General features: G+C 47.3%; 12 protein-coding genes and 1 riboswitch. All 12 genes read right to left on the reverse strand.

The window, feature by feature from the left end:
• Positions 1-28: 28 nt before the first annotated feature.
• Positions 29-853 (reverse strand): carbohydrate ABC transporter permease, encoded by an 825-nt coding sequence (locus ACWA2B_RS05705; protein WP_071643764.1) that lies wholly within the window; start codon positions 851-853, stop codon positions 29-31.
• Positions 853-1719, reverse strand: coding sequence for a carbohydrate ABC transporter permease (locus ACWA2B_RS05710; RefSeq protein WP_449291785.1), 867 nt, complete (start codon positions 1717-1719; stop codon positions 853-855). Before ACWA2B_RS05710 ends, ACWA2B_RS05705 begins: the two co-directional genes overlap by 1 nt.
• 16 nt (positions 1720-1735) lie before the next feature.
• Complete coding sequence (locus ACWA2B_RS05715; protein ID WP_449291786.1) at positions 1736-2968, reverse strand: ABC transporter substrate-binding protein; 1233 nt, start codon at positions 2966-2968, stop codon at positions 1736-1738.
• 214 nt (positions 2969-3182) lie between these two features.
• Positions 3183-3950, reverse strand: coding sequence for an ABC transporter permease (locus tag ACWA2B_RS05720; protein ID WP_318627710.1), 768 nt, complete (start codon positions 3948-3950; stop codon positions 3183-3185).
• A 12-nt stretch (positions 3951-3962) separates the two neighbouring features.
• Positions 3963-4763, reverse strand: coding sequence for an ABC transporter permease (locus tag ACWA2B_RS05725; RefSeq protein WP_318627711.1), 801 nt, complete (start codon positions 4761-4763; stop codon positions 3963-3965).
• Positions 4760-5488, reverse strand: coding sequence for an ABC transporter ATP-binding protein (locus ACWA2B_RS05730; protein WP_318627712.1), 729 nt, complete (start codon positions 5486-5488; stop codon positions 4760-4762). Before ACWA2B_RS05730 ends, ACWA2B_RS05725 begins: the two co-directional genes overlap by 4 nt.
• Positions 5489-5832: 344 nt before the next feature.
• Positions 5833-7896 carry a ribosomal protection-like ABC-F family protein gene (gene abc-f, locus ACWA2B_RS05735; RefSeq protein ID WP_449291787.1) on the reverse strand — a complete coding sequence of 688 codons (2064 nt, stop codon included), beginning with the start codon at positions 7894-7896 and terminating at the stop codon, positions 5833-5835.
• A 103-nt stretch (positions 7897-7999) separates the two neighbouring features.
• Positions 8000-8143 (reverse strand): RAxF-45 family protein, encoded by a 144-nt coding sequence (locus ACWA2B_RS05740; RefSeq protein WP_165145821.1) that lies wholly within the window; start codon positions 8141-8143, stop codon positions 8000-8002.
• 80 nt (positions 8144-8223) lie between these two features.
• The gene (locus ACWA2B_RS05745) at positions 8224-9402 is read right to left on the reverse strand and encodes an MFS transporter (RefSeq protein WP_449291788.1); all 1179 of its coding nucleotides are present in this window, start codon (positions 9400-9402) and stop codon (positions 8224-8226) included.
• Between the two features lie 69 nt (positions 9403-9471).
• Positions 9472-9571, reverse strand: a riboswitch (purine riboswitch).
• 57 nt (positions 9572-9628) lie between these two features.
• On the reverse strand, positions 9629-10588 hold the full coding sequence (locus tag ACWA2B_RS05750; protein ID WP_449291789.1) for an acetylxylan esterase: 960 nt from the start codon (positions 10586-10588) through the stop codon (positions 9629-9631).
• Between the two features lie 19 nt (positions 10589-10607).
• Positions 10608-11657 (reverse strand): glycoside hydrolase family 130 protein, encoded by a 1050-nt coding sequence (locus ACWA2B_RS05755; RefSeq protein ID WP_342427445.1) that lies wholly within the window; start codon positions 11655-11657, stop codon positions 10608-10610.
• Between the two features lie 59 nt (positions 11658-11716).
• Positions 11717-12550 (reverse strand): carbohydrate ABC transporter permease, encoded by an 834-nt coding sequence (locus tag ACWA2B_RS05760; RefSeq protein ID WP_023990883.1) that lies wholly within the window; start codon positions 12548-12550, stop codon positions 11717-11719.
• Between the last annotated feature and the right edge of the window lies 1 nt (position 12551).

A 12551-nucleotide genomic window follows, 5' to 3' on the forward strand; every position in this document is an offset into this window, starting at 1 on the left:
GGTCTGCCTAAAACGATTGGCTCCTGCCCTACTTCACAGAACCTTGCGTAACGCCATTGATAATCCATTTTTGTGCAATCAGATAGACGATAATCATCGGCAGCAAAGCCATCAGGTACGAGGCAAAAGCCAGATTGAAGTCTGTGTTGAACTGTCCTTGGAACACATACTGTACGAGCGGCAGTGTATATTGCTCCGCATCGCTGATAATAATGAGCGGCAGCAGGAAGTCGTTATAGGTGGACAGACAAGTGAGAATCCCCACCGTAGCACTAATCGGCGCCATCAGCGGGAATATAATGCGCCAAAAAGTGCCCCATGTCGTCGCACCATCTACCGTGGCTGCCTCTTCCAACGCTACCGGAATGGAGCGAATATAACCGACATACACGAAGACATTAAACGCCAAACCATACACCGTATGCAGCATAATGAGACCCAACAGATTAGTCATATGAAGGCCCGAGGCCAGTTTTACAATCGGCAACATGATGATGGGGAACGGTATAAACATGGCGCTCACAAAATAAAAATATAATCCCTTAAAAAAGCGTCGCTGCATATTACGGGCAATCGCATAAGCGACCATCGAATTGGTTAGCAAAGTGAGTATGACCGTCGATGTCGTGACCATCACACTGTTCTGAAAAGCGCTGAAGAAATGGGTCATTTCCACTGCACGACTAAAATTTTCCCAATGCAGTTCGGTCGGAAAGGCAAAGGCAGAATGTGCCATCTGCTCGGGATTTTTAAGGGCTATCGTCACCGTCATATAGAGAGGAAACAGAATAAATATTGTCCCCAATGCTACCAGAAGCAGTACAGGCCAGTTCGTACGTCTGCTTGTTTTCATCAGTTATCCATCTCCCTTCTCTGGAGGAATCGCAGCTGTAAGATGGAAATGATCGCGATCACAATAAAGTAAATAACAGAGTTAGCCGACTGATAAGCAAATTCTCCGCCTCTGAAGCCCCCGGTGTATATCAGGTGGGATATCGACTGAGTGGCCCGTCCCGGCCCGCCATTCGTCAAAGCCACGATCTGATCGAACACCATCAAGGAATTTTTCATCGCCAATACCATATTGATCGTAAAAAACGGGGCAATTAATGGAAAGGTAATGCTCCAGAATTCGCGCCATTTACCCGCACCGTCCAAATTGGACGCCTCATACAGACTTGTCGGAATGGTTTGCAGCCCAGCCAGATAGAGAATCGTATTAAAGGCAATCCCCTGCCATACAGCTACGACGACAACCCCCACCCAAGCCAGTTGTTCGCTGCCCAAAATGTTCGTCGACAATGAGGTAATACCTAAATTTTGCCCCCAAATCGTAAACACGTTTGAGAATAAGTAATTGAATATGTAACCCACGATCAGCACGCTCAAAATATTAGGCAGAAAATAAATCCCCCGGAAAAAGTTACGAAACCGTATTTTAGCGTTTAGCCCCATCGCAATCAGCAAACTAAGGATATTAGTGGCAATGGTAACCACAATCGCAAACTTGAAAGTAAACCAGTAAGCGTTCCCCACATTGTCGTCCTGAAACAAATTAATATAGTTCTTAAACCCGACAAAGTGATACTGATGACCAAAGCCGTTCCAGTTCGTGAGTGAATAATAAAATCCCTGCAAGGCAGGCAAGGTCAAAAATACAAAAAACAAAAGCACCGCCGGCACCGTCATCCAGTAAAAAGTCGTTAGTCGCTTATTCATGTCTCCTCCTCCTCTCTTATCGGCGGTTAGCTACCTTATTCCACTCCCGGTCGAGCTTGGCTAGATAGGCATCGATGTCTCCGTTTTGCAGGAAAGCCTGCACAATAGAATTCAATTGGACCGCTTTGGGAATATAATGATCGGCAAAATCAATGACACGGCCTGATTTAAAATACGGCAATAGCTCCGCCACACTTGGATCATCCTGCGTGACTCCCTTCACCGCCGAAAACAGCGTTTGCTCTGTAATGTATTGCTTGCTATTCTCTGGCTTCAACAAAAAGGCAATGAACTCCTCGGCCTCCTTTTTATGCGGAGTGCTCTCCGATACGGCTAATAGCGTATCTATACCAGACACCAGCTTGACCGCCTTTGCGTCATTCCCTGTCGGTAATGGGAAAAAACCAAGCTCCACTTTCGGGTTGGCTTTGCGAATTTCAGAAATGGCCCACGAGCCCTGAATGTACATCAATCCCTGCCCGTTAGCGAAGGCACGATTGCCGTCGGCATAGTTTTTGCCAAAATTATCACTATGTCCGTATTTCAGTAGCTCCAGCTGCTTTTCCGCAATCTCGCGGTACTTGTCCTGAAAGGTGACCTGATTCTCACGCCGTTGCAGGAAAAAATCAATGCCCACCAGATTCGGACCCAACGCATTAAAGGGGAGGTTCGTTTGCCAATCATCTTTATATGTAAAATAGAAAGGAATTTTGCCAGCAGCCTTGATCTTTTGCGCTGTTGCAATCAGCTCATCCCATGTTTTGGGCACCTGTAATCCCATTTCTTTAAAAAGCGTTTTGTTATACATCACACCATTCGCATTCGCAGCATAAGGAATTCCATACACGGGATCGACCCCGGTCACATCCTTAAGCATCTTGAGGTAGAACGGATCAATCGTACGTGGCAATTCTGTATTCGCCAGATCCGTAAAAATACCGCTTTGTGCCAAAATGGAGTAGGTATCGGTGGCCCCAAGCCCCACAATGTCAGGTACATCGTTTTTGACAACCCGTGTCAATAACACGGTCTCTGCCTCTGGCGGATTGACCTGTGTCACTTCAATACCGGGATGTTCCTGATTGAATTGAGAGATTAGCTTATCGAATGAACCCTTGGCCTCCGGCTTGTTTTGAAAGAATTCAATTTTCACCTTACCTGAATCATCGCCCTTGTTGCATGCGCTCACAAAAACAGCCAACAAAAGGATCGCCGCCAGTGTAGACAGCTTTTTGGCCCAACTCCACATGCTCATACCTCCTTTTCCCCTATGTCAATCTATGCAGGACTAAACAATTAATACCCGTCCCTTATGGAAAAGAAACGATACAACGGATTTCAAGCATTACAATAATAAAATCGGCTCTGGGGGACTGAATATTAAAAAAAGATCCAATTGACCTCAAGCGGTCGATTGGATCTTTCTTTTACTTTTATGATGTTCAGGTTACATAGTCTTATTTCTAAATAATCTTTTTTTGCCATCGTGTAAAACTAATCATGATACTTATCAGAATCAACCCTCCTGCACACATCCAAAAATTAAAGGAACCCTCTACTCTTAAAGCAAGCATTATTTGCTGAAATGGGTCCATTAACATAATGAGTGGCCTAAACAAGTCGAAGAGAAATACGGATAGGATAAGAATCACTATATAAGCAAATAGCGGCCGTGACATAAATAAACATACAGCGCTACTCAACATGAGCTTTACCAAGCAAACCAGCATTAATACCAAATAAAACGAAAGTATGTAGAGTACGGCGTCTGAGGGGGAAGAGGCAATAGATGAACCATATTTAAAAAAAGTAGAGCTGTGCGGGAAAAACAGCCATCCAGCGAATACACCTATAAGCAAACTTGTCCCCATAAAAATGACCGTTGAGGCCGATAGTGCGAGCAACTTGGCAAGCCAAAACTGAAAACGTCGATACGGTCGTAGCATATATAGCCTATACGCTCCAGAATAGAGATCGCCGCTTAACTGATCCACGTACAGAATGGGCAGGATTGCTGTAATTAGAAATAAAGCAACCTCACTCATCATCAGCCACGGCAGGTTCAGATTATTTACGACCACAGTTCCTTCACCAAAACGTAAGACCTTCGTACCCGTTACTTTATGGCTCCATATAATTGCAACCACGAGGAATATATAGGCTATATATAATAAAAGAGTGGATTTGCGATTCCAAATCCGTTCCATTTCACTTTGCCAGATTGCTAGCATGAGGAAATCCCCCTAATACAGATAATCATCGGTCACAAAACGGCGGTATGCGCCCCAAGTAAACAAGATAAGATATAGACTAACAACGGTAATAATCGCCCCATTCACAGACAAATTCCCCATTAAGGACCTATCTAATCCTGTATGCTGCATATACGGAACAATCATAAATGCGATCACATTGTGCAGGTATGGGATATGAGAAACAAAAGAGGCCAGTTTTAAATACAATGAATCAAACAACAGAGAGCCCAGATTGTATACCATACAAACACCGATGGCATACGTTACACTTTTGCTGTACATCGCGATAAAACAATAGAAGGAGCTTATTGCTAATAATGAGGCAAGTGCCCAACCATAGTATTCAAGCATCTGCAGTCCTTGATATCCAGACAGCCCCGCATCACTTATATCATATGACAGAGTCCATACTTCGACGATCACCTGCGAGGATACTGCAAATGCAATGAGAAGAAACAAGATAGACGCATTCAAAACCAGTAACTTACTCCAGAAAATCTGCCCGCGGGTAAATCGGCGCACAAATAACAAACGCAGTTGCCCGCTTCGAAATTCCTCTGTGTATACAGCAGCAGCTAAAGCAGCTACAGCTATGTTGCATACTAAAAACAAATTCTCACGCAGACCAGTAACGACAAAGTTTAAAGATAATACCTCTACAGGAACCTTCCTCGTGCGCAAGAAATATACTCCTGTTGAACAGGCTAGGATCGGCGTACATAACGCCATGAGCCAGAACCACTTTCGTCTCCATAATCGCTCGAACTCACTGTATATTAATGATTTCATAGTCCCATCAATCCCATAAAAGCATCCTCTAGCCGTTGACCGTCCTCCACGAGTTGATCAGCAGGCCCCTGCCAAACTAGCCTGCCCTCTTTGATAACAATGAGCTCGTCACACATCTGTTGCAGTTCATCCAACAGATGACTGGAGATAAAAAAGGCATAATTCGCTGAATCACGTAGTTGAAGCACAATATCTCTCAGCTCCCGCATTCCCATAGGATCAAGTCCATTGGACGGTTCATCCAGCAACAAAAGCTCTGGAGCACCCAGCATGGACTGCGCAATACCTAGCCTTTGCTTCATTCCCAGCGAGTAGGTTTTCACCTTGTCATCTCCCCGTGTTTCCAGCCTCACCTTTGTAAGCAACTCTTCAATATGTATCTCCCGATCTGAGGGCGCAATCTCAGAGTGTAACCGCGACAAATTGCGCAAAACCTGTCTGCCTGTCATATAATCAAAAAAGACTGGAGATTCAATAATAGCCCCCACCTTGGACAACGCCTTTTTCCGATCCGTCTGTACATCATATGAAGCTATCTTTACAGAGCCGCTGGTTGGCTGCATTAATCCGGTCATGATTCGCATCATTGTGGTTTTGCCAGCTCCATTAGGTCCGATGAATCCATATATCTTCCCTTTCTGAAGCTTAAAGGAAACACGGTCTAACAAATGCCTTTTCCCCATTTTTTTCGTTACCTGACTGACCTCCAGTAAGAAGTCCGACATACGATTCCCTCCATCCATAACAAATCACAACATAGTCCCAACGCGTGCATTTGATATGTAAGATCATGATGGATAACATAAACTTCTTTTAACAATGACTCATATTATTTATTCATTTAAAAAGTATCACATGTTGCGAAATGCAAACAACTCTCTTTATATGTAAAATATAATAACAATAATACATCAATACCATTTATCTTAATTAATGGTCATTAATTTTTTAAGGATATCTTTGTCTTTCTTTACACTGTAAAAAAAGGTAGCCCTTCAGTAAACGTTCTACCTCAGGACTACCCTCTATAGTAAATATACCGTTGCCATTCCAGCAACCGGTCTGTCACCTACTCCAGTTCAACCCACTCGCCGAGCAACGTGTCCAGCTCAGCTTGCAGTCTCTCACGCGCGTCCCACAGCTCCGCCATGTGCATCGTGTCGCTGCTTGTGCCGAGCAGCTCCAGCTCGGCATCTGTCGCCGCCAATTCTGCTTCTTTGGCGGCAATCGCTCGCTCCAAGCGCTCGCTGGACACAGCGGGCGAGCGGGTTGGCTTCGCGGCCTTCGCTCCGGGTGCCCCCAAGCGACCTGCCGACCCGGAGCGAGCACAGCTCGCATCGGCTCCGCTGGTCGCTCCTGCCCGCGCAGCCGTCCCCGCGCCATTGCTCGCTGCGCTAGAATGTGCAGCTGTGCCCGAGCCTGAGCTGCCACCCGATGCGGCTCTGCTTGCAGATGTCGGGCGTGTCCCGGTATCCCCGTCGCTCTGTAAACGAGCGTTCTCCAGCTCACGCTTCTTCGCTCGGTACTCATCAAAGCTACCTAGATAAAAGGTCAGCTTTCCAGCCTCCAGCTCCCACACGCGCCCTGCCAGCTTGTTCACAAAGTAGCGGTCATGCGAAATCGCCAGCACCGTTCCCGTGTAGGTGTCCAGCGCTTCTTCCAGCGCCTCGCGTGAGTCAATGTCCAGGTGGTTCGTCGGCTCATCCAGCACCAACAAATTTGGCTTTTTCATGACCAGCAACGCCAGCCGCAAGCGGGACCATTCGCCACCGGACAGCATGCTCACGGGTTTAAACACATCGGCACCGTAAAATAAATACTTCGCTAGCAATCCGCGTGCCTCGCCTTCTTCCACCCCTGCTTCTTCCTTGAAGTAAGCAAGCACAGTCGCCCGGCTATTCCGTTCTCTCTCTTGCTGCGCCAAATATCCGTACTCTACGCGCGTGCCCCACTGGACCGTGCCTGCATCTACGCTTTCCTGACCAAGCAACAGCTTGAGCAGCGTCGTTTTACCTGCGCCGTTATCGCCCAACAAGGCTACCTTTTCACCGAATTCCAGGCTGCCCGTTGCCCCGCTTAATATCTGACGCTCTCCATAAGCTTTAACAATATCTTCAAACTGTAGCACTCGGCGACCGGAACGATCCTCCAGTTTTAAGTGAAATTCTGCCCCCTGCGGGTCCAGTACAGGCCGCTTCACCAGCTCCATACGCTCCAGTGCTTTACGAATGGATGCTGCTTTTTTGAAAAACTTTTCGTTATCACCGTTGCGACCCCACTCTTCAAAACGCCGAATGGCCTCTTTCATCTTTTTGATTCGCTTTTGCTGTTCCTTATAATCTTCAAATTGCAGTAGCAATCGTTCTTCCTTTTCCTTAACGTAGCCGCTGTAGTTCGTATAATACGTAAACGCCTCGCCATCCTCAAGCTCAATCATTTTAACGGCAACCCGATCCAGAAAATAACGATCATGAGATACAACCACACACGCGCCTGTGTAGCCCTGCAAAAATTGCTCCAGCCATTCCAGCCCTTTCAAATCCAGATGGTTGGTCGGCTCATCCAGCAGCAGCAAATCCGGTCGTCCGATGAGCTGTGATGCCAGCGCTATTTTTGTTTTCTCTCCACCAGACAGCGAGCCGAAGCTGCGCGTATACATTCCTTTGGGAATACGCAGACCATCCGCTACCTGATCAATATTTGCATCCATTTCATAGCCGCCGTTGCGCTCAAACCGTTCCTGTAGGGAAGCATACGATTGCAGCAGCTTCTCCAGAAGACCCGTATCCGCTACCACAATCGGATCTGACATTTCCCGTTCCAGTGTGCTCATCTGATTGCGGCAATCCTTCAGCTCACGATAGGCGTAAGCCAGCGTTTCGTACACGGTGAAGCTCTCAAACTCCGCCGGAATTTGCGGTAAATAGCCGATTTTCGCATCCTTGGCGATGACGAGCTGCCCTTCATCCGGGCGGGACAAACGTGCGATCAGGCGTAATAGGGTGGTTTTACCGCTTCCGTTGCGGCCGATGAGTCCCACCTTTTCTCCCATATGGATTTCAAACGATGCACCATCCAAAATCAGATTGGCAGCGTGGTATTTTTTCAATTGTTGACCGTTAACTATATACATGTTCAGGCTCTCCTTTATTTAGGAAGACCCTTACCCGGGTAACACAAAAAGAGCCGCAGGAGCAACCCCGCGACTCTTCGGAAGATACAGCAATCCGTTCGAGTTAAGGTAGGCGTCTTCTCGCGATGTTTACAACCATATGATTAAAATTGGACAGACTTCTCCCGTTGTATGGAAAAGCATGAACAATGCCAGCCATAGCAATCGGCAGCTGGCTAATACGGTTGTTCAGCATCTCGTGATTCACCTACCTCACCTCCTTCTTCATAATTGTGTGTAGTATATCATGTTTGCTCGTATTATAAAAGAGGGCGATGGTTCAGCGAACTATGAAACAGAGTGGTGCCCTCTGACAGCCTGCGATGTCCCGACTCTGGTAATCGAAAATACGCCGCAGACAAAAGCAACAATCACAAATGCCCCACCCACCCAAGCGTTTGTGGCAACAGATTCACTATTCTCAATTACTACGCCTCCCAAGGCAGAACCCAGAGCGATCCCGACCTGGAGTGCGGAGAAATTAAAGCTTTGCTGAATACTACCCGATTCGGGCGCATTTTCAATAAGATAGCTTTGCATCGGGGGCGACAAGGCCCAACTCAGTATGCCCCAGATGATCAATAGTGGCGCAAATACATAAACCGAGTGGATTGAGAGTGGCAGCAGGAACATCACGGCGATAAACACGCCTACGACGACTAGAATACTTTTCGCTGTGCCGAACCGATCTGCCAAAGAACCGCCAATAAAACCACCGCTCACTGCCGCCAGCCCAAAGACAAAATAGGCCACACTAACCCACGAAGCATTTAAACCCATCATATTTTCTAAAAACGGAGTGAAATACGCATATAACGTGTAATGGCCCGCCAGTGTCAGTGTGGTCACCAGATGAGCACTGATCACTTTAACATTTTTCAAGGATTTCAATTGATCACGCATAGGCACAACATGTTCTGTCGGAATCCGCTCCATAAACAAGTTGATAACGATCATAGCAATGACCGTCAACAAGGCAATGATCAGGAAAAGCACCCGCCAGCCAAACGCATTTCCAATCAGCACCCCGGCTGGAATACCTAGAACGATGGAGGAGCTAACCCCCATGGAGATGACACCGAGGACACGGGCCTGATAAGCCTTGGACACCACTTTGACTGCAATGGTCAATGACAATGTCACGATCAGCGACCCGCTTGCAGCGGTAACGATACGGGATACAAATAAGACAGCATAATTCGGACTCCAGAAGGCCAGCAGACTTCCCAGAATAAAGATAAACATCGACCACAGGTACAGTCGTTTTCGCTCAATTTTGGCGGTCAACGCTAACAAAGTGGGCCCAGCAATAGCATACACGAGCGCATAGATCATGATAAGCTGTCCTGCCGTGCTTACGGAGACATTCAAATCCTGTGCAATTTGGGGTAGCACGCCACCGATAATCAGCTCCACCAACCCCACCGTAAAGGTCGCAATTGTTAAAATAACTACTTTGAAGTTCATTACATTAGCTCCTTTGCTGTCATGTAAATTCCCTCGTATGACGCAAAAAAATCCTGACCACAAGAAATGTACAAGACGTACACTTTTTGTAATCAGGATTTATCGGTTCCTGGTAGAGACCCTCAAACCATATTATTGAGGTTATACAAATGGGGCATTCATTTATTACGCATTCACGAAGGTTATAGCTATTACTATAAAGGAGCCTGTGGCTAAGTTCAACCCCCTACAGCCGCAAAAATTCACTCATGGCACGATCCGACAGATAAGGTAAGTATTCATGACCATATTCGTGATACAGGAGTATTTCCTTGTCTGATACGATTTTATTGTACGCCGCAAACTGCGTGGAGGGTGGACAGATAATGTCCGACAGCCCTGTCACAAACAACACACGACCACGAATAAGGTCTGCCAAATGTTGAATATCGATGTAGCCTAGTCGGTGAAATAGTTCCTCCTCGCGCAAATGGTTCGGATCAAACCAACGAAAATAATAAACCAGTTCTTCATATGCAGATGTAGTGGCATCCAGCGCCCAAGCTCTTTTATAGTCCGACAGGAACGGATATACCGGAACTGCCATACGGACACGTGGCTCCAATGCAGCGCAGGCAACCGTTAAGGCCCCTCCCTGAGAGCAGCCAAATGCGCCGATCCGTTCAGGGTCGACCTGCTCCATAGACATCAGAATGCGCACCGTCTGCACGGTATCCAAAAATACATTGCGGTAATACAACCGATCCGGGTCCGGGTCGTCAATCCCTCGGATGATATGGCCGCGCACCGTCGTTCCTTGAACCTGCAAATTGTCCTCGGACAGCCCTCCTTGCCCCCGGCAATCCATAGCCAGCACGGTAAATCCGTGTGCCGCGTAGCTTACCTTGTCGAACCAATCACCACTGTCGCAGGAATATCCATGAAACATGGCCAAAGCTGGACCTTGTTCCGTAAGGTGCTTGGGACGAGCCAGCTTCCCATGAACCTTTGCTCCGCCCACTCCGGTAAAATATAGATGGTAACACTCCACCAGCGGAGAGACAAAATCAGCAGGCTCCAGTGTATAATCAAGCGGTTGCTGCTCCAACTCCTGTAATGCCCGTTCCCAGTATGCGTCAAAATCAGGAGGCTTTGGGCTGCTCCCCATGTACGACTGCAATTGCTGTAAAGACATATCCTCCGGCATTCACGTTCCCTCCTACATGCTACATCCGGCCCGACTCACGGTCGTCTGCGACCACTTCATCCGTTGCGATGACATACTTCATAATGTCGGACACTGTCGTATATGCGATACCTACATACGTGTCAGCAGCTCCATAATAAATCGCAATCCGCCCGGTGTCCGCATCATGCAGCGTAGCACACGGGAACACCACATTCGGCACAAAGCCCCGCTCCTCGTACCATTCCTCCGGGGTCAGCACGAAGTTGGAAGAACGATATTTAACCTTAGATGGATCATCCAGATCAAGAACAGCTACCCCCATGCTGTATACCAGCCCATTGCACGTGCCTGTCACCCCGTGATAGAACATCAGCCAGCCCTCAGTCGTCTCAATCGGTGCCGGTCCGCCGCCAATTTTTACCGATTGCCACCAGCCCTGTCCGCCTTTACTCATGACATGGCGGTGCTTGCCCCAATAGACCAAGTCAGGACTTTCACTCAGAAAAATGTCGCCAAATGGCGTATGACCGCTGTCGCTCGGACGGGATAACAACATAAAGTTTCCGTTTAGCTTGCGAGGTAACAGCACTCCGTTGCGATTAAACGGCAAGAACGGATTTTCCAATCGTACAAAACTTTTAAAATCCTTTGTTTGGGCGATCCCCAACGCTGCACCGTAAAAATCTGTACACCAGATGATATAATACGTATCCTCCACGCGGATCAGACGCGGATCGTAGGCATAGTTAGGTTGGTAATCGTTCCCTTCCTCATCAACCAAATGCAAACGTTCTGTCTCAATGTCCCAAGCCAACCCGTCGTCACTCCAGCCTAGATGCAAATGCGGACGTCCGTTAATTGTTTCAGCCCGGAATACCCCTACAAACCGGCCTTCATACGGAGCTACTGCACTGTTGAAAATACGGGCAATGCCCGGCACCGGATTCCGCCCAATGACCGGATTCTCAGTATGTCTCCATACCGGAGCCTCACCGCCCTCTGGCTTATCCTGCCACGGCATTTTCGGCAGACTGTCTCCCAAAATTCGCACGCTATTTACTCCCAAATCCACATTCAATTTATTCATACGTATATTCTCCTCTCACCGAGATACTTGATCTCATCTTTTTTTATTTCGACGTTATTCTATTTCACCGAACCCTGAGCGAATCCGTTATAGATATATTTTTGTAAGGATAAAAACGCAATCAGCGTCGGAATAATGGCAATGATAATGCCCGCGCTAATGACTTCCCATTGTGATCCATAGGGTCCTTTAAACTTGAACAGCGCCGTCGATATGACCTGAAGGCTTGTTTTGGGCATATACAGGAACGGGGTGTAAAAGTCGTTGTAAATATTAACGCCCTTGATAATGATCACCGTCACAATGGCAGGCTTCAGCAGGGGCAAGATAATGCGCCAATAGATCGTCAGATAGGAGGCCCCATCCAGCATGGCCGATTCATCCAGCGCCACCGCAATGGAATCCAGAAATTGCAGAAAAATATACACCGCAATAATATCCGTTCCCAAATACAGCAAGATCGCCGCCCAAGGCGTGTTAAACAGCTCCAACTTGTTGATAATTTGAAATGTCGATACCTGTGTCGTTACCCCCGGAATGAGGGTTGCGAGCAGGAACGCACCCAGCATAAGACTTTTGCCCTTAAATTTAAAGCGGTTCAAAATGTACGCGATCATGGAACCCGTCAACGTGGCTCCGATGATCGAAATCAACAGGATAAAAGCTGTGTTCACAAATCCGGTCAGCATATTTCCGTTAATAAAGGCTTTGGTATAGTTAGCCCAATTCAGCCAGTTCACGGGGGGAGTCAGAGGACTGGTTGCCGCATATTCAGTCTTCGTCTTCAAAGATGCAAACAAAATTACGACAATCGGCAGCAGTGCAATGAACGCACCTAGTAGTAGCGCCGCATACTTGATGCTGCTAGCCAGTATTCTTTTCAGCTTATACATG

Source organism: Paenibacillus sp. CMM36 (genome assembly GCF_053570945.1).